This is a genomic window from Nocardia sp. NBC_01499, from assembly GCF_045040275.1.
Taxonomy (GTDB): Bacteria; Actinomycetota; Actinomycetes; order Mycobacteriales; family Mycobacteriaceae; genus Nocardia.
In genome coordinates this window covers 9405509-9423515 of the sequence record NZ_CP109426.1, presented here as the reverse complement: position 1 = coordinate 9423515, position 18007 = coordinate 9405509, and the positions used below count along the sequence as shown (strand labels likewise).

Here is an 18007-nt window from a genome sequence, read left to right as displayed (position 1 = left end):
CATGTCCGAAGAGCACTGGGACTGGCCGTTTTTCGAGGACGAGCATCGGAAGCTGGCCGCCACACTGCATGACTGGGCCGTCGGCAACCTGGTCGACGACACCGGCACCGACATCGACGACCGCTGCCGTCGACTGGTCCGCACCCTCGGCGACGCGGGCTGGCTGCGATACGCCGTCGCGGGGACCGAGTTCGGTGGTTGCCGCGACCAGATCGACACGCGCGCAATTTGTCTCGCCCGCGAAATCCTCGCCGAGCATGACGCGCTCGCCGACTTCGCGTTCGCCATGCAAGGTCTCGGCTCGGGAGCGATCAGCCTGGTGGGCACCGACGAGCAGAAGCGACACTATCTGCCGCGAGTGGCCGCCGGTACCGCGATCGCCGCGTTCGCGCTGTCGGAAGCCGACGCGGGCTCCGATGCCGCCGCGCTGTCCTGCGCCGCACGCGCCGACGGCGACGGGTTCGTCATCGACGGCGCGAAGACGTGGATCTCCAACGGCGGCATCGCCGACTTCTACGTGGTCTTCGCCCGCACCGGGGAAGCCGAAGGCGCACGGGGCATCTCGGCCTTCATCGTCGACGCGGACACCCCAGGCCTGCACATCGCCGAACGCATCGACGTGATCGCCCCGCACCCACTCGCCCGACTGCGTTTCGACGGCTGCCGGGTGCCTGCCACGCGGCGACTCGGTGCCGCGGGTTCGGGATTCGCGATCGCGATGCGCACCCTCGATGTCTTCCGCACGTCGGTAGCGGCGGCCGCCGTCGGTTTCGCCCGGCGCGCCATGGCCGAGGCGCTCACCAGGGCGACCTCGCGGCGCATGTTCGGCGGGGTGCTCGCCGACCTGCAGTTGACGCGGGCCGAACTCGCACAGATGGCCACCACGATCGACTCGACCGCGCTGCTCACCTATCGCGCGGCCTGGCAGCGCGATCAAGGGCGATCCGTCACCCGCGAGGCCGCGATGGCCAAGATGGCGGCAACCGAAGGCGCCCAACGGGTTATCGATGCCGCCGTACAGATGTGGGGCGCGCTCGGCGTTGTCCACGACCAGCCGGTCGAGCGGCTCTATCGCGATGTCCGGGCGCTGCGCATCTATGAGGGCGCCACCGAAGTGCAGCAATTGATCATCGCCCGCGAGGTACTGCGCGGCGCCACCGCGGCGTCCTGATCCACGATTTTCCTTCTCCCCCACAAGGTTCGGCCATGACAAGCGCGCACATCGACACCTTCGCCCGCGACAACCTGCCCCCGATCGATCAGTGGCCCGACCTTGTGTTCGACGCACCCGAGCTGCGGTTCCCGGACCAACTCAATTGCGCGAGTGCACTACTCGACCGTCAGCTGTCCGACGGCAACGGCGACCGACTGTGCGTGCAGGCGCCCGGCGGGCCCCGGTGGACCTATGCCGACCTGCACGCACAGGCCAACCGCATCGCCGCGGTGCTGGTGCACGATATGGGGCTCGTGCCGGGCAATCGGGTACTGCTGGACGCCCCGAACAATCCCATGCTCGCGGCGTGCTGGTTCGCGGTGATGAAGGCCGGTGGTATCGCCGTCACCGCCATGCCGCTGCTGCGGGTCAAAGAGCTCACCCAGATCGTCGACAAAGCGCGAATCACCCACGCGCTCTGCGATTCCGCGCTCGCCGCGCGAATCGATGCGGTGGCAGCGGCCTGTCCCACGCTGGGTCAGGTGCGCTACTTCCACAGCGCGTCCGACGACGGTCTCGAGGCATTGATGGCCCGCCACGACGGACGATTCGACACCGTGGCCACCGCCGCCGACGATGTCTGCCTCATCGCCTTCACCTCCGGCACCACCGGTGTGCCGAAGGCGACAGTGCACTTCCATCGCGATGTCATGGCGATCTGTCATTGTTTCCCGCAGCACATCCTGCGGCCGGAACCCGATGACGTGTTCATCGGCAGTCCGCCGCTGGCCTTCACGTTCGGCCTCGGTGGTTTGCTGCTGTTTCCCATGTCGGTCGGGGCCTCGACGGTGCTGCTGGAGCAGGCTGGCCCGCCGATGCTGCTCGATGCGATCGAGAGGTTCGGTGCGACAGTCCTTTTCACCGCGCCGACCTCGTACCGAATCCTTGCCCGCCACGACCTACGCGGCACCTCACTGCGCAAATGCGTCTCTGCGGGCGAATCTTTGCCACCGAGTACACGCACCCGATGGCGGGAAGCAACCGGCCTCGAGTTGATCGACGGCATCGGCGCCACCGAGATGCTGCACATCTTCATCTCCGCCGACGAACTGCACGCCAGGCCCGGCGCGACGGGCCGCGCGGTACCCGGATACGAGGCGCGCGTCGTCGACGCGGACGGAAATACGGTGGGCCCCGGTGAGATCGGGCTGCTCGCGGTGCGCGGTCCGACGGGCTGCCGATACCTCGCCGATGAGCGCCAGACCGTCTATGTGCGCGACGGCTGGAACTACACCGGCGACGCCTACTCGATGGACGTCGACGGCTACTTCCATTATCAGGCCCGCTCCGACGACATGATCGTGTCGTCCGGCTACAACATCGCCGCACCCGAGGTCGAGGACGCCCTCGCCGGGCATTTCGCGGTCGCCGACTGCGCCGTGGTCGGCGTGCCCGACGAGGATCGCGGTCAGATCGTCAAGGCGTATGTGGTGCTGCGCGCGGAGATCGAGGAACGGGACGGGATGGTCGAGGAATTGCAGGATTTCGTGAAACAGACAGTGGCTCCGTACAAGTACCCGAGGGCCATCGCCTTCGTCGACGCACTGCCGCGCACGCCGACCGGCAAGCTGCAGCGCTTCCGGTTGCGTGAATTCGGTGCGGTGCACGGTGATTCGGCGGCGACGGCATGAGGGTGCTGCAGCCGCCTGGGTGGCCGCGTCCGCGCGGGTACGCGAATGGCATTGCCGCGCGCGGGGAATTGGTGTTCGTGGCTGGCATGATCGGGTGGGACGCCGATGGCGTGTTCCACTCCGACGACATCGCCGATCAGGTGCGCCAGACGCTGCGCAATATCGTCGCGGTGCTCGCCGAAGCAGGCGCCGAACCCGCGCACATCGTGCGAATGACCTGGTATGTCACCGATGTCGACGCCTATGTGCGCGCGTATCGGGAGATCGGGGTTGCCTTCCGCGAGATCATCGGCGACTTCGGCGCGGCGATGACCGCCGTCGAGGTGAGCCGTCTGGTCGAGAAAGACGCCAAGGTCGAGATCGAGGTCACCGCCGTGATCCCGGACCCGCCGCGAGCGCAGGAGTGAGTCCCATGGGAGTTGTTGTCACGACCACGGCGGGTGCCGTCGAAGGTCGCAGCGACGGTGAGCTTTTCGTCTTCAAAGGCATCCCGTACGCAGCCGCACCGGACGGGCCGCTCCGCATGCAGGCGCCCGTCCCGGCTGCCAGTTGGGACGGCATCCGACCGGCACTCCACTTCAGTTCCGCCCCACCGCAATTGCCGTTGACACCCGGCACCCCACCGTTGTGGCGGCCCGCCGATGGCCTCGACTGTCTGAGCGTGAACGTGTGGACTCCAGGCGGTTCCGGCGATCGGTTGCCCGTCATGGTGTGGATCCACGGCGGCGGGTGGAAGGCGGGATCGTCCAGCGATCCGGCGCACGATGGCGCGATACTCGCTCGCGGCGGTGTCGTCCTGGTGACGTTCAACTATCGAGTCGGCTTCGAGGGTTTCGGTTACGTCCCCGGCGCACCCGCCAATCGCGGCTTCCTCGACCAGACCGCGGCGCTGCGCTGGGTGCACGACAATATCGCCGCGTTCGGGGGCGACCCGGACAACGTGACCCTCTTCGGCGAATCCGGCGGCGGACTTTCCATCGCCGCCCTGCTCACCGCGCCCGCCGCACGCGGACTGTTCCGGCGCGCCATCGTGCAGAGTCCCGCGGCGCGCCTGCTCCCCGAGCGGGAGGCTCAACGAATCGCCGAAATCATCGCTGCCGCACTAGGTGTCAGGCCTGCCGAGCTCGCGACGCAGACACCGCTCGCCTTGCTGTCCGTGCAGGACGAGCCGCTCGCCGCGATGGAGGCCGACCCCGGCGCGTGGACCACACCGGAGGCGATCACCGCCTTCACCCCCGTCATCGACGGCGTCACCGTGGTCGACAAGCCTTGGCTCACAATGAGTTCGGGAGTCGCCCGCGATATCGACCTGATCACCGGCTCGACCCACGACGAGTTCACCCTGTTCGCGCTGAGTCGCGGCCTGCTCCAACCCAGCGCGTCGACGATGATCAAGGGACTGCCGACCTTCGCGCGGATGACCGCCCGCGGTCTGCGCCGACACGGACTGCCGCGAACTCGGCGCCCCAGCCAGCTGCATACCGTCGATTTAGCCACTACCGCAGCCCATCTCGGACTTCCGCCCTCGGCACCCGACGCCTATCGTGCCGCCTACCCCGGCTCGACCGACGCCCAGCTCTACGTCGTGATGTACTCCGACGCCATGTTCCGGATGCCAGCGATCTGGCTCGCCGAGGCACACACCGCCGCGGGCGGCCGCAGCCACGTCTACGACTTCACCTGGGCCAGTCCAGCTCTCGGCGGCATCCTCGGCGCCTGCCACGTCGCCGACATTCCCGCCACCCTCGGCAACACCGGCAGTCCCCTGGCCACCTTCGTCCTCGGCGGCCCCCGCCCCCCGGAAAGCCTGCTGCGCCTCTCCGAACAACTCCGCTCCTCCTGGATCTCCTTCGCCACCACCGGCGACCCCGGCTGGCCCGAATTCACCCCCACCCACTCCCTCACCCGAATCTGGAACACCGACCCCACCGTCACCGCCAACCCTTTAGCCGCCTCCCGCCAAATCTGGCAAGAACTCTCCGGCCCCTGATCGCCTACTCGAGCCGCCAGGGGAGTTTCGGTTTAACGGTGGATCCGGTCTCGGTGTGGGTTAGTTCCCGGTCGGGTGGATCCGGCCTTCGAAGGTGATGGCGAAAGCGTTGAGGGCCGGTTTCCACCGCATCGCCCATCGTGCCCGGCCATGACCGGTGGGGTCCAGGGAACGGGTCACCAGATACAGGCATTTCAACGCCGATTGCTCGCTGGGGAAGTGCCCGCGGGCGCGGATCGCGCGCCGGTAGCGGGCGTTCAATGATTCAATCGCGTTGGTGGAGCAGATGATTCGCCGGATCTCGACGTCGTAGTCGAGGAACGGTGTGAACTCGGTCCAGGCGTTGTTCCAGAGTTTGACGATCGCCGGGTAGCGGCCACCCCATTTCGTGGTGAACTCGCCGAACCGTTCGCGGGCCGCGGCCTCGGTCGCCGCGGTGTAGACCGGTTTGAGGTCGCGGCTCATCTCGGCCCAGTGCTGACGGCCCGCGTAGCGGAAACTGTTGCGCAGCAAGTGGATTACGCAGGTTTGCACGATCGTGCGTTCCCAGACGGTGTTGATCGCCTCGGGCAGCCCCTTGAGTCCGTCACAGACGGCGATGCAGACGTCGGCGACGCCGCGGTTCTTGAGCTCTGTGAGCACTTGCAGCCAGAATTTGGCGCCTTCACCGCCCTCGCCGGCCCACAAACCCAAGATGTCGCGTTCCCCGGCGGTGGTGACGCCGATGACCACATAGATCGGGCGGTTGGCCACCTGACCATCTCTGATCTTGACGTGGATGGCATCGATGAACAGGACCGGATAGACGCGATCCAGGGGCCGGTTGCACCAATCGACCATCTCCGCGACAACCTTGTCGGTGATCGTCGAGATCGTGTCCTTCGACACCGAGGTTCCATAGATCTCGGCGAAATGCGCCGAGATCTCGCCGGTCGTCAGTCCTTTCGCGGTCAACGACAACACGATCTCGTCCACCCCCGACAGTCGCCGCTGACGCTTGCGGACGATCTTGGGTTCGAACGAGGAACTCGTATCGCGCGGGACATCGATGTCGACCGGACCGATCTCGGTGACCACGGTCTTGGATCGAGTTCCGTTGCGGGAGTTGCCACTTCCACGCCCAGCCGGGTCGTGCTTCTCATAGCCGACGTGCTCGGTCATCTCCGCTTCCAGCGCGGTTTCGAGCACGGTCTTGGTCAGTTGGTTGAGCAGCCCGCCCGGCCCGACCAGATCGATTCCTTGTTCCTTGGCCTGAGCGAGCAGCTGCTGGGCCAGCTTCTTGGTGTCCACCGCATCGTTGGTCACGGCATCGAGTGTCTCCGACATTCGTCGGTCCTTCCTGCCGAACCATCAGGTTCGGCCAATCGGACCGAGATCAAGATCCGCCGTTATCCCGACACTCCCGCCGCCAGCCCGTCGAACGGGACATGGTGGCGGCAAAGGTCGAGTGGAGCCGCCACCATGTCCCGTTCGACGATGGGCTAGGGGCTGGCTTCTACTTCGGTTTTGAGCTGGTCGGCCGACTCGCCCAGGAGCGGGATTGCTGCTTCGGGGTCGGGGTTTTCCGGGTTGGGTTGGGCGGGGACGGCTAGGGGTGGGTCGGCGGTGGCGCATTCGACTGTGGCCGTGGGGAGTTCGGCGTCGAGTAGGTAGGTGTTGACGGCGTCGTTGACGCAGGCGTTCGGCGGAGTGGCGGCGTAGAGGCCGTGGGCGCCGTCGTTGTGGACGACGATGAGGACACTATCGAGGGTTTTGGCCATGGCTTGGCCGTCGACGAAGGAGGTCTGGGTGTCGCCGTCGGATTGAACCACCAGTCCCCGTGGGTATTTCGGGGCGCCGACCTTGATCAACGGCTCGACCCTGCTGGTGTGGAAGGAGCAGGCGTTCGGGCTGACTTGGCCGACGGTGTTGCCGTAGGGGAAGGTGTCGCGGGCCGAGCGCATGTCGCGGAAGTAGACCTCCATGTCGGTCGGCCAGTCCCAATCGCACAGTACGGCAGCGTTTACCGCGTCCGACATGCCCTTGTCGTCGCCGTCGCGTTCGGTGATCGCGTTGTCGTCCAGGGCGTCGGCCGTTTGGGCGGCGTGATTGTTGCTGGCGTTCACGTCGGGTCGCGCGGGTGCGCCGTGCACCTCGTCAAGCACGTAGTGCATGCTCTTGGCGAAGGAGGCCCAGGACTTGCGGTAGCGGGTGAATTCGCCTACGGCTCCGTCGAATTCGTCTCGATTGCCGAAACCGCCGACCGGGCGTTGGGTGATCGCCGCGGCGATGGTGTCGATGGACGCGCGTACCGCTTCCGGCTTCGCGCCGAGATGGAACACCGCGTCGCGCTCGGCCGTCCACGCGGCCCAGTCCTCGAAGTTCTTCTTGGTCGCCGCGACGTTGTTCACGTCACCGTCGCGCCAGCTGACGCGCGGGTCCAGCGATGAGTCGAGCACATTGCGGTTCAGATGGTCGGGGAACATCTCCCCGTAGACAGCGCCGAGCCAGGTGCCGTAGGAGACCCCGAGATAGTTGATGACGGATTCGCCGAGTTGGCCGCGAATGTTGTCCATATCGCGCGCGGTATTCATCGTTGTCACGTAACGACGGAACTCGCCACCGGTTTGCGCGCACGCCGCTTCCTTGGCTTTGGCCTGCTCGACGAGCTGGATGAGGTCATTGTCGGTGGGGCGCGACTGGGAGGAAATCGGAAACCGGGTTTCGTCGATGGGCGCGCAGGCGGCCAGGTTCGTCGACTTACCTACTCCGCGAACGTCGATGCCGATGATGTCGTACACCTGCCCGATCGGTTGTTCGGCATATCCAGATGGCATCGCCAATCCCGCGCCGCCCGGTCCGCCGGGATTGGTGAACAGCACGCCGAGGCGCCGTTGTGGATCTTTGGCGGCAGCCCTGCTCATCGCGATATCGATCTGTCCGAGACCGGGATCGCGGTAATCCATCGGCACCTTTACCATCGCGCATTCGAGGCCAGCGAGCTGTTCACCCTCGCATGCCGCCCACTGCACATTCGATGCCGGACGCTCCTGCACTGTCGCCTTATCACCCGGCCGAGCTTCCGGCTCCGATTTGCTACAGGCGGGAGCAAAGATCGCGACCGTGGTGAGCGCCGCAACCAATATCGCCAATGGCCCTGTGCCGCTTGGTGGCCGCGGATAATCCGCCCGTTGCCGCGCAACGAGTCGCCGACGTGCGGTCGCAGCGAAGTTCCTGATTGCCATGATCGACTCCCCTGGTCTCAACCGAATGAAGGCCACCCGAGCTATCAAATAGCAAACTACACAGGATCGCCGCCATTCCCTTGACGAACACGAGATTCGAATGCCGAACTTTTGTGCACTCTGTCAGCGACGCCGCGGCACTACGTCGACGGCATCCGTCGGTAATGCTCGCGCCCGGCCGCTCAGGCGGAGACAGGCAACTGGTCAGCGCCGTCAAACGGTGGATAACTCTCGCTGCCCGTTCGCTCGGCCGCGTCGATGTAGTCGGCGAGCGCGTCACGGGATTGCGCGAGCCGGTCCAGCTGATCGTTCAATCGCCGCAGCCTGGCCCGCATCGCGGCCAGCAATTCGGGACACCCTGGCAGCTCCGGAGCCTCCCCTACGGCACACGGCAACAGGTAAGCAATATCCTCGGAGGAAAGCCCGGCGCCGAGCAGATGCCGAATCTGCTTAACCCGCAGGTCGGCGGTCTCGTCGTACTCGCGGTAACCATTCGCGCCACGCTCCGCCGCCAGCAACCCCTGGGCCTCGTAGTAGCGCAACTGATGGGCATTGACGCCCGTCCGACTGCTCAATTCCCCGATCAACATCGAAACCTCACTTGACCTTCACACCGGTATCAACGTTGATGATGCTGCCATGAGCAACGAAACATCCGTGACAGTCATCGGACTCGGGCTGATGGGCCAGGCACTCGCCGGCGCGTTCCTGAAGGCCGGACACCCGATAACCGTGTGGAACCGCACCACCGCCAAGGCCGACCAGTTGGTAGCCGAAGGTGCGCGGCTCGCGCCAACGGTCGGCGACGCGCTCGCGGCAAGCCCCCTGACGATCCTCTGCCTCACCGACTACCAGGCCATGCACGCACTGCTCACCGGCGATACCGAGCCGAACGGCACGACTTTGATCAACCTCACCTCAGGCGACTCCGCCCAGGCCAGGGCAGCCGCCCGCTGGGCCGAGCAGCGTGGCGCCCGCTACTTGGATGGCGCGATCATGGCCATCCCGCAGGCGATCGGGACGGCCGATGCGGTGATTCTGTACAGCGGACCGGAGTCGGATTTCGAGACACACAAGTCGACACTCGACGCGCTCGGCACCGCCACCTACCTCGGCGCGGATCACGGGCTGGCGTCCCTGTACGACGTGGCTGGCCTGGCCATGATGTGGAGTGTCCTGAACGCCTGGCTCCAGGGCACCGCCCTGCTCAGGACGGCCGGTGTCTATGCCGCGACCTACGCGACGTTCGCCAAGCAGATCGCGACCGGCGTGGCCGAATGGCTGCCCGGATACGCCGAGCAGATCGACAGCGGCTCCTTCCCCGCCGAGGTATCGGCCCTGGAAACCGACGCCCGAGCGATGGCACACCTGATCGAGGCGAGCGAGGCGGTGGGCGTCAACGCCGAACTGCCGAAATTGATCAAGGCAATGGCCGACCGCTCGATCGCCGCCGGACACGGCAAGGAGCAGTACCCCGTGCTGATCGAGGAATTCAGCAAGCCCGCATAGTTGGGCCGCAAGGTTTTTGGTGAACTCGGCCGCGGTCAATCGTCGTTGCGGTCGAGGGAGTCGCGGATCGCCACCTGGGCAGGGTGGGGCAGGGTGTGCATGATTTCGCGGACTCGGTCTTTGCGGCGCAGGACCGCTTGGCGGACGGGCATGCCGGGAGTGGCCTGCATTTGGGGAGCGATGCCTTCGACTTCTTCGGCGCCGCCGTGATGGTGGCCCGCGTCGAACATCGCTTGCTCGCGGGCCATTTGGGCTTCGTCCTTTTCTTCGGACATGCCGATCGGGCCTTGCATGCGGCCGTTGAGGAATTGTTTGACGACGGGCTCATCGGAGGTGAGCAGGACCTCGCGCGGGCCGAACATGACCAGTTGGCGGCGGAAAAGCATGCCGATGTTGTCGGGGACGGTGCGGGCGAGGTTGATGTTGTGGGTGACGATCAGGATGGTGGCGTCGATCTGGGCGTTGATGTCGATCAGCAGTTGGCTCAGATAGGAGGTGCGGACCGGGTCGAGGCCGGAGTCGGGTTCGTCGACGAGGATGATCTGCGGGTCGAGTACCAGGGCGCGGGCCAGGCCGGCGCGCTTGCGCATACCACCGGAGATCTCGCCGGGCAGCTTGCCCTCGTCGCCGAGCAGACCGGTCATCTCCAGCTTTTCCATGACGATTTGTTTGATCTGCGACTCGGACTTTTTCGTGTGCTCGCGCAGCGGGAAGGCGACGTTGTCGTACAGGGTCATGGAACCGAACAGCGCACCGTCCTGGAACAGCACGCCGAAAAGTTTGCGGATCTCGTAGAGCTGCTTGTTGGAGCAGGTGGTGATATCGGTGTCGCCGATAAAGATCGAGCCCCGTTCCGGACGAAGCAGCCCGATCAGCGACTTCAGAAATACGGACTTACCGGTCCCCGACGGGCCGAGTAGCGCACTTACCTCACCGTATGGCAAAGAAAGCGAAACGTCTTGCCAAATCCGCTGCGAGCCAAACGATTTGGTACAGCCTTCAGCCCTGACCGCGACGCCCATGTTCGACCTCCATAGATTCCCGACGAGAACCCACCGGCGAGGCCTAACGCCCCCGACATCTCGTGCTGGACCGTCGATCCACTGTAAGGCCGTGCGCGGCGAAGTGGTCGAATTCTTGTCGCATTTACCGATTCGACGCATCAACGAAACTGGACGGTTGACCTGATCCTGTTGACTGCTCGCTGATCGACCGTCGATCACCGGCAGATAGCCAGCGGGGGGATGTGCTGTCGCGGCTCTTGGTTGCGAAGGGTGTCGTATGTCCCGGTTCGGATTTCGACGTGGTGTCGCGGCCGTGCTGGCCGCGGGTTCGCTGCTCGCCGGTGTGTCGTTCGCCGCGCCCGCCTCCGCTGACGCATACGACCCTGGCGCCGTTCCGCTGAGCCAGTACGCGCCCGCCGGTGCGCACGAGGCGGTGAGCACGGCGGCGGTGTATCCGTGCCAGGCCCTGTATGCCGTGTACGACGCGGTCGGTCACGTGCTCGGCAACCATTCGAATATGACCTGCACGCACGAATTCCCCGGCGGCCTCGACTCGCCGGTCGGTGTTGACTTCTACTACCCGAAGGACATCGCCACGATGACCAGGGTGCCGACGGTCATCTGGATTCCCGGATTCTCCTCCGAGCCCGGCAATTACGACGCCAGCGCCAGGCTGTGGGCGAGCAACGGTTTCGTCGTCGCGATGCCGCACGACCTGATCAACTCACTCGACGAACTTCCCCTCGCTGCCGCCGGGGCCTTGTCCGCGGCCAATCGCGATCCGCGAAATGTATTGCACGGCAGGCTCGATCTCAGCCGCACGGTGATCGGCGGTCACTCCGGCGGTGGCGGCGCGGCAATCAATGGTGCCGGTATTCCACCGAACATTTACCAGCTGATCGATCCGGAATTCCGTATTATCGGCGCGGTGCCCACGCAGCCGGGACCGGTGGCGGCCGCCTTCCTCGTCAATGTTCCCACGCTGTACCTCACCGGGTCCGCAGACTTCATCGTTCCGCATTTCCTGCCGCGATTGGTCGAATACGAACTCGAATTCAACGCACCCGCAATCCTCGTGTGCCTCAAGGGCGTAACCCACTGGACCCCGTTCGACGACGCCGCGCACAACCCGATGGCGAGCATCACGCTGGCCTGGCTGCGGTACCTGGTCGACGGCGACAAGACCGCGGCAAGCTACTTCGTCGGCCCGGACTGGAAACTCCGCGCCGACCCCGCCGTCGACTACGCCCTGCGCAATGGACGCGCCGACAACCTCCCCGCCGCTTAGTCGTATTCCATTTGGCGGTAAGACGGCGGTTAGGGTTGCGGTTGTGGATACCGACCCCCTGAGCGGAGTGAACTACAGCCCCGCGGGAGTGACTCGACCTGGCGACGAACAGTGGACGGCGGAGGTCTCCGGATTTCGGCGCTTCGCGCGTACCGTCGTCATCGGGCATGGGGACGCCGAGTGGGACAGTGCAGCGGAAGCTGTTATGCGCTGGGATATCAAGCGGCGCAGCGGTTTCCGGGTCACACCGTGCGATGACGCGGGTGAGCGGGTCAGCGAAGGAGCACGGTATCGGATCACGGCCGGGTGGGGGCCGGTCGCGGTGCACGAACCGGTGCGGGTCGTCGCGGTTGTCGATACCGCGGATCGGCGCGGGTTCGCCTACGGCACTCTTCCTGGCCATCCGGTTTCGGGGGAAGAGGCCTTTGTGGTTCATCGGGACGCGGACGGGACCGTCTTCCTCACGCTGCGGTCGCTCACCCGGCCCGCTCCGGCGGGGCCGTGGCGGGTGATGTTCCCGCTGCTGCTCGTCGCGCAGCGGTTCTTCCGCCGCCGCTACCTTCGCGTCATGCGCTAACGCACAGTGGCCGGTTCCTGCAAGTACGGGGCGATGTTTCGCATCGCGCCTCCTACATAGGCTTCCTTCTCCCCTACCGGAGCGACGTAATACAGCGCCTCTTCGGCAGCCTGAACACTTTCCAGGCGCGCGATCATCCAGGCCGCGAGGTAGGGCGAGGCGAGGCAGCCACCGGCCGTCGCGACGTTGCCCCTGGCGAAGAACGGTTGATTGAGCACGTCTACACCGGCCGCCTCGACCCAGGGCTTGGTCGTCAGATCGGTGCACGCGGGCACACCGTCGAGCACTCCGAGTCTGGCCAAAACCAGTGTGCCGGAACACTGTCCGGCCAGCAGCTGCCGGGACGGGTCGAGCCGCAGCCGGGCCATGAGCGCTCGGTCGGCGACGACCTCGCGCGTCTGGCTACCGCTGCCGACGACCACCGCGTCCGCGGCGCTGGCCTCCTCTAGGGTGGCCATCGACTCGATCACCACACCGTTCATCGAACGGACCCGCCGCGTCGGACTGGCGATCGAGACACGCCAGTCCGGCTTCTTGATCCGGTTGAGCACGCCGAGCGCGATCAGGGAGTCGAGTTCGTTGTAGCCCTCGAAGGTAAGGATGGCGATGTGCACGGCAGTCACCTTTCAAAGTTGTTGCCAGGCACTGTATTGCTTCTCATCCAATACGATCAAGAAATTGTCATGCATACAATGACGCGCGTGGGTTCGTCTCGATACAAAGGCATCGTGGATGCGTTGGCGTCCGATATCCGGGCGGGCCGGTTGCCCTCGGGGACGCGATTGCCGACGCACCGCCAGCTCGCGGCCGAGGAGGGGATGGCGTTGGTGACCGCGTCGCGGGTCTATGCCGAGCTCGAGGCCATGGGCTTGGTGAGCGGAGAACCGGGTCGGGGCACCTTCGTTCGCGAGACGACGCTGCCGCCCAACCATGGCATCGAGCAGCCCGGGGCGGCCGCGGACATGATGGATCTCAGCTTCAACTATCCCTCGCTGCCCGGTCAGGCCGAGATGTTGCGGCAGGCATTGCGTCAGCTCGCGTCCTCGGGCGATGTGGAGGCCCTGTTGCGCTACCAGCCCCACGGCGGGCGCCCGCACGAGCGGGAGACGGTGGCTCGTCACCTGAATCAGCATGGGTTGCCGGTCGGCGCCGAGCAGGTGCTGATCGTCAACGGCGCTCAGCATGGCTTGGCGGCCGCGGCGATGGCGATGCTGCAACCCGGCGACGTGGTGGCGGCCGATGCGCTGACCTATCCGGGCTTCAAGGTGGTCGCGCACGCGTTGCACCTGGAACTGGCACCGCTGCCCGCGGCGGGCGACGCGGCCGATCTCGACGCGTTCGAGCAATTGTGTGCGACGCGGCGAGTCCGGGCCGTGTACGCGATGCCGACGCTGCACAACCCGCTCGGGTGGGTCACGACGGCGGCGCACCGCGAGCGGTTCGTCGAAATCGTCCGCCGCTACGAACTTCTCATCATCGAGGATGCGGCGTACGCGTTCCTGGCCGAGCAGCCACCGGCCCCGCTGGCCGCGCTCGCACCCGAGCGGACGATCTACGTTTCCGGGCTCTCCAAGAGTGTCGCGACCGGTCTGCGTTTCGGATTCATCACGGCGCCAACCGCTTTAGTGTCTGCGATCGAGCGAACGATCCGCGCGACCACCTGGAACACGCCCGCGGTGATGACGGCGATCGCGTGCCGGTGGCTCGAGGACGGCACCGTTACCCAGTTGGAGGTGCAGAAGCGCGATGATGCGCAATGCAGGCAGACGATTGCCCGTGCGGTTCTCGATGGACTCCCCTACGTCGGACATCCGTCGTCATACTTCCTTTGGCTCCCGCTGATCGAAGACGTGCGAGCCGATCAGATAGCCGCAGAGCTTGTGCGCGAACATGTTTCGGTGTCCACGGCGGAGCCGTTCGCCGTATCCGCCAACGTGCCACACGCGATTCGGCTTGCGCTCGGCTCGACCGACCTCGACACCCTGCGCGAGGCGCTCGGCAGGGTCAAACAGGTCGTCGACGCACACACCTACCGTTGAGCTAGGTCCGTTGGATCGTGGCGAACCATGCCGGTGCGCCGTCGTCGCCGTGATATCTCGTCAGTACCCGGTCGGCGTCGATGGTGGCGATATGCCATCCGTCGCCTGCCTCGAACGGCGCTCGCAGCTCTTGCCGACTGACGGGATGCGGACCGGTATCGGGTCCAATGTCGCTGAAGCACAACACATATAGGGTTCCGCCCTGCTCGATCACCGACGCGAGACTCGCCACATATCGCGGTCGTTCGTCGGCGTCGCAGGTGTGGAACATGCCGCAGTCCAACACAGTTGGGAACTTGCGGCCCAACTGCTCCAGTTGAAAAGCATCGGCCACCACGAACTCGACCCCGAGGCCCCGATCGTCGGCTTTCTGTCTGGCCAAGGCCAGTGCCGTCTCGGCCACGTCGACCCCGAGCACCGAAACTCCCAGGGAGGCAACGTAAAGAGCGTTGTCACCGGACCCGCATCCGACATCGAGTACCGCTCCGGTGAATCCACCTTGCGATCCCACGCGCTCGATCGCCGGTTGCGGTCGGCCAATATCCCAAGGCGCGGGACCATCCTGATACGACGCATCCCAGGGCAGCCCCGTCATCCGCTCGTGGCTGGTCGGCTGCCGACCGCTGAATGGATCATCCGCTGGCATCGTGATCCCCTTCCGGTAACCGACCATGTCCCCTCATCATGGCACTTACGGGGGGCAGATCCAGTCAGTCGGCTTGTAGTGGGTCACGTGGAGGGCCGGGTGATCATCCGATGACGAGTGGGAGTTTCGCGGCCAGCTCGCCCAGTTCCGCCTGTTCGGCGTCTGTCGGGACCCGGCGGCCGGTGCCGATCAGTAGTGCGTCCTTGTCGGACAACGACGCGGGAAACGTTGCCCCGACGATCTTTTCGAGCATCTCGCGGGTGCTGGCCAGGGTTTTGCTGGGCGGGTCGGCGGCGTCCGGGAGGTGCGCGATCAGGTCGAGGTGGTGCAGCGTCCACTCCAGGACGTAGGCGGAGAGGTAGTCGCTCACGGTGAGCACCTGGTCTTGGGTGCTGACCCGGGCACCATGGTTCGCGAGTTCGGCGGCGCGGCCTGCGGCGGAGCCGACGTCGTCGAGGTGGAACTTCAGCAGCGCCGGGTCCTGGTAGGCGGCGGCCAGGCGGACGATCAGCGCGTCGAGCGGGTCGTCGCCGGTCGGCAGCGTTTCGGCGATCGTCCAGTAGGTCACCGCGTCCCGTGTCGGTGCCGCGTCGGTGGGGGTCACCAGGGTGATCAGGACGTCCTGTGCGTCAATGATCAAGTGACACACCAGATCCCGCACCAGCCAGCCGGTGCAGCCGGACGGCCGCCCGAAGTCCTTGTTCGAGAGTTCGGCGACGGCCGTGCGCAACGCTGCCCATGAGCGTGAGAAGGGATCCACGGCGGCAAGCTAGCAGTGCTCGGCCGCCGTGGCGACCGGTTTTCGCGATCTCCACCCGCGTCAGTCCGGGTAGGTGCGCGAACTCCGGCTCACCGCAACCGCTTCGAGGTGTGAATCAGGAATGTCGGTGTTGCGCACGGGCGATGGTGCGGTCCATGAACCACGCCATCAGCCCGGGCGCGACCGCGGCGAGCCAGTGCATCAGCCGACCGGACAGGGTGGGGACGACCGAGGCGCGACCGCGGGCCGCACCGACGAGCAGAGCGTGCGCGACGGCGCTCGCCGAGATCGGCGTCGAGGAGCTCAATGCCCGCAGCTCCGGGGGTTTGGTCGCGGCCTCGGCCGCCAACTGCGGGGTGTCGACGTCGGGCGGCATGACGACGGTGACCGTGACGCCGTGCGGTTTCAGCTCTTGGCGCAGCACTTCGCAGAGCGATCGCACGGCGGACTTGCTCGGGCTGTACGCGCTGTAACCGAAGCAGGGCAGTACTGCGGCCAGCGACGAGATGACGGTGATGCTGCCGCGTTCGCTGGCGCACACGTCCGGTAGCGCCGATTGGATAACATGCAGCGCCCCAAAGTAATTCACCGACATGTGCCGGACGAAATCGGTTTCGTACAGTCGGGCGAAGTAGTCGGGCTTGGCGATGCCCGCACACGCGATCACCGCGCCGATTTCCCCATGGCGGGCACGGGCGTTCGCCAAGGCGGCATCGACCTGCGTCCGGTCCGTCACGTCGGCGGCGAACACCGCAAGTCGCGGCGCGGACTCCGCGAACGCCGAAAGGGATTTCAGTGCAGTGTCTTCCAGCGCTAAGACACTTACTCGGGCGCCCACCGACAGTGCCAACTCGGTCACCGCCAGTCCGATACCGCTACTTCCGCCGGTGATCACGACATGGCGACCGCTCCAGTACCGCACCACGTCGGCAGGCAAGGCAGCCCGGACCTCCGGCGGCGAGACGTGGCCGGACAAAGGCTGCGGCCCAACACAATCCGCCGACGTCCCGGCACGGTCGGTCAGGTAAAGAGGCTGAGACATGGCAGGCACTTCCTTCCGTCACAATCGCCCGGCAACCACCGGGCGTCTCAATCAGGTTGGACGCCCCTCGTCAGAGCAATGCCAAGCCGACCACAAAGACAGGTAAGAATCCGCCCATCAACCAATCCAGCCTTCGACACCCCGAATTCTTACATCCCTCTGCCATTACCCCACCACCCCTTTGACATCAGCAACGCACGCTATCCCCAAACCCCTCGAGAGGAACCAACATGCCCCCATTCCTGCAATACATCCTGCTCCTCAACCTCATCAACCAATTGACCAACGGCTTCATCAGCAACTAACCTCACCGTTTCCGCGCACCCACCGCGAGAACAACAGGAGCCGGTCGCCCACCCTCCGCGAATCGTTCCAACGTCAGACCGGCGTCCAGGAATGCGTGCAGCAGATCGGGCAGCGGCCAGTGCGCTGCGCCGACCTTGTCACGTAGGCCAGCGTCGGTCCAGGACGCGGTCGTCCAATGCTGGTGGAGATAGCCCGGCCGCAGGACGATAGCGGCGGGATCGGTGCGATCGGCGAAGCCTCCGCAGAAGCACGGATGGACCCCTACGTGCACGAACACCCCGTCCGGTCGCAGCACCCTTGACACTTCTCGCAGCACGGAGGGGTATTCGGGCATGTCGGTATGGACCATCACCGCTACTACAGCGAACAGGGATCCGTCACGGATGGGCAGGTGCGCGCCATCGGCACGCGCGGTAGGTAGACGGTCGCGGGCATGACGCAGCATTGCGGAAGAAAGGTCGACGCCCAGTGGACGCCAGCCCAGGCTTCGGATCAGCGGCGCGTATACACCTGTGCCGCAGCCGATTTCCAAACATGGGCCGGTTCCTGAACCGAGTAGTTCAGACAAGGCGTGCTTGATCCCTATCGGATCGCCGTCGTGCGCGACGAACTCGTTTTCGTACCAGTCAGCGATCGAATCGTAGGCGGCCATTCACCCAGTGCAGCATCGGTTCACCACCGATGCCGCGTATATCGCAGCGGGCGAACGGTTTCACCCCAAGGCGAATAGTGGTGTCTGCGTTCGCAAGACGCGCTGGAGGTTTGGTTTCCCGCCGGG

The 18007-nt window shown here is 65.5% G+C and carries 17 protein-coding genes; 8 read left to right on the top strand and 9 right to left on the bottom strand.

From position 1 onward, the window contains the following. Position 1 precedes the first annotated feature (1 nt). Genes OG203_RS42840 through OG203_RS42825 form a run of 4 tightly spaced genes read left to right on the top strand, consistent with a single transcriptional unit; the run spans position 2 to position 4834 of the window. Positions 2–1171 carry an acyl-CoA dehydrogenase family protein gene (locus OG203_RS42840; protein ID WP_405162907.1) on the top strand — a complete coding sequence of 390 codons (1170 nt, stop codon included), beginning with the start codon at positions 2–4 and terminating at the stop codon, positions 1169–1171. 35 nt (positions 1172–1206) lie between these two features. Beyond that, positions 1207–2844: an AMP-binding protein gene (locus OG203_RS42835; RefSeq protein WP_405162906.1), complete on the top strand. Its 1638-nt coding sequence runs from the start codon at positions 1207–1209 to the stop codon at positions 2842–2844. Beyond that, positions 2841–3251, top strand: coding sequence for a RidA family protein (locus OG203_RS42830; protein ID WP_405162905.1), 411 nt, complete (start codon positions 2841–2843; stop codon positions 3249–3251). The genes OG203_RS42835 and OG203_RS42830 overlap by 4 nt, the downstream gene beginning before the upstream one ends. Before the next feature lie 5 nt (positions 3252–3256). Further along, the gene (locus OG203_RS42825) at positions 3257–4834 is read left to right on the top strand and encodes a carboxylesterase/lipase family protein (RefSeq protein WP_405162904.1); all 1578 of its coding nucleotides are present in this window, start codon (positions 3257–3259) and stop codon (positions 4832–4834) included. 60 nt (positions 4835–4894) lie between these two features. Here the strand turns inward: OG203_RS42825 and OG203_RS42820 are convergent, their stop codons facing one another. From OG203_RS42820 to OG203_RS42810, 3 genes are all read right to left on the bottom strand, one after another. Further along, positions 4895–6160, bottom strand: coding sequence for an IS256 family transposase (locus OG203_RS42820; RefSeq protein ID WP_405162397.1), 1266 nt, complete (start codon positions 6158–6160; stop codon positions 4895–4897). A gap of 155 nt (positions 6161–6315) precedes the next feature. After that, complete coding sequence (locus OG203_RS42815) at positions 6316–7779, bottom strand: alpha/beta fold hydrolase (protein WP_405162903.1); 1464 nt, start codon at positions 7777–7779, stop codon at positions 6316–6318. A 461-nt stretch (positions 7780–8240) separates the two neighbouring features. Continuing rightward, entirely contained in the window at positions 8241–8648 is a 408-nt protein-coding gene (locus OG203_RS42810; protein ID WP_405162902.1) for a MerR family transcriptional regulator, read from the bottom strand. A gap of 49 nt (positions 8649–8697) precedes the next feature. Here OG203_RS42810 and OG203_RS42805 point away from each other — a divergent pair, with 49 nt between their 5' ends. Continuing rightward, positions 8698–9567 carry an NAD(P)-dependent oxidoreductase gene (locus OG203_RS42805; RefSeq protein ID WP_405162901.1) on the top strand — a complete coding sequence of 290 codons (870 nt, stop codon included), beginning with the start codon at positions 8698–8700 and terminating at the stop codon, positions 9565–9567. 35 nt (positions 9568–9602) lie between these two features. Here OG203_RS42805 and OG203_RS42800 read toward each other — a convergent pair whose 3' ends face one another. Next, positions 9603–10589, bottom strand: a complete 987-nt coding sequence (locus OG203_RS42800) for an ABC transporter ATP-binding protein (protein WP_405162900.1) — start codon at positions 10587–10589, stop codon at positions 9603–9605. 259 nt (positions 10590–10848) lie between these two features. Between OG203_RS42800 and OG203_RS42795 the strand changes: the two genes are divergently transcribed. Further along, on the top strand, positions 10849–11859 hold the full coding sequence (locus OG203_RS42795; RefSeq protein WP_405162899.1) for a hypothetical protein: 1011 nt from the start codon (positions 10849–10851) through the stop codon (positions 11857–11859). Positions 11860–11902: 43 nt separating this feature from the next. Further along, complete coding sequence (locus OG203_RS42790; protein WP_405162898.1) at positions 11903–12436, top strand: DUF1990 family protein; 534 nt, start codon at positions 11903–11905, stop codon at positions 12434–12436. On the opposite strand, the gene OG203_RS42785 is transcribed toward OG203_RS42790, so the two are convergent. After that, positions 12433–13059, bottom strand: a complete 627-nt coding sequence (locus tag OG203_RS42785; protein WP_405162897.1) for a DJ-1/PfpI family protein — start codon at positions 13057–13059, stop codon at positions 12433–12435. The genes OG203_RS42790 and OG203_RS42785 overlap by 4 nt on opposite strands. A 78-nt stretch (positions 13060–13137) precedes the next feature. Between OG203_RS42785 and OG203_RS42780 the strand changes: the two genes are divergently transcribed. Next, positions 13138–14475: a PLP-dependent aminotransferase family protein gene (locus OG203_RS42780; RefSeq protein WP_405162896.1), complete on the top strand. Its 1338-nt coding sequence runs from the start codon at positions 13138–13140 to the stop codon at positions 14473–14475. A gap of 1 nt (position 14476) precedes the next feature. On the opposite strand, the gene OG203_RS42775 is transcribed toward OG203_RS42780, so the two are convergent. From OG203_RS42775 to OG203_RS42760, 4 genes are all read right to left on the bottom strand, one after another. Then, positions 14477–15070: a class I SAM-dependent methyltransferase gene (locus OG203_RS42775; protein WP_405168179.1), complete on the bottom strand. Its 594-nt coding sequence runs from the start codon at positions 15068–15070 to the stop codon at positions 14477–14479. A 154-nt stretch (positions 15071–15224) separates the two neighbouring features. Then, positions 15225–15881, bottom strand: a complete 657-nt coding sequence (locus OG203_RS42770; protein WP_405162895.1) for a maleylpyruvate isomerase N-terminal domain-containing protein — start codon at positions 15879–15881, stop codon at positions 15225–15227. Between the two features lie 115 nt (positions 15882–15996). Then, the gene (locus OG203_RS42765) at positions 15997–16923 is read right to left on the bottom strand and encodes an SDR family NAD(P)-dependent oxidoreductase (RefSeq protein WP_405162894.1); all 927 of its coding nucleotides are present in this window, start codon (positions 16921–16923) and stop codon (positions 15997–15999) included. Between the two features lie 307 nt (positions 16924–17230). Continuing rightward, positions 17231–17881, bottom strand: coding sequence for a class I SAM-dependent methyltransferase (locus OG203_RS42760; RefSeq protein ID WP_405162893.1), 651 nt, complete (start codon positions 17879–17881; stop codon positions 17231–17233). Positions 17882–18007: the final 126 nt, after the last annotated feature.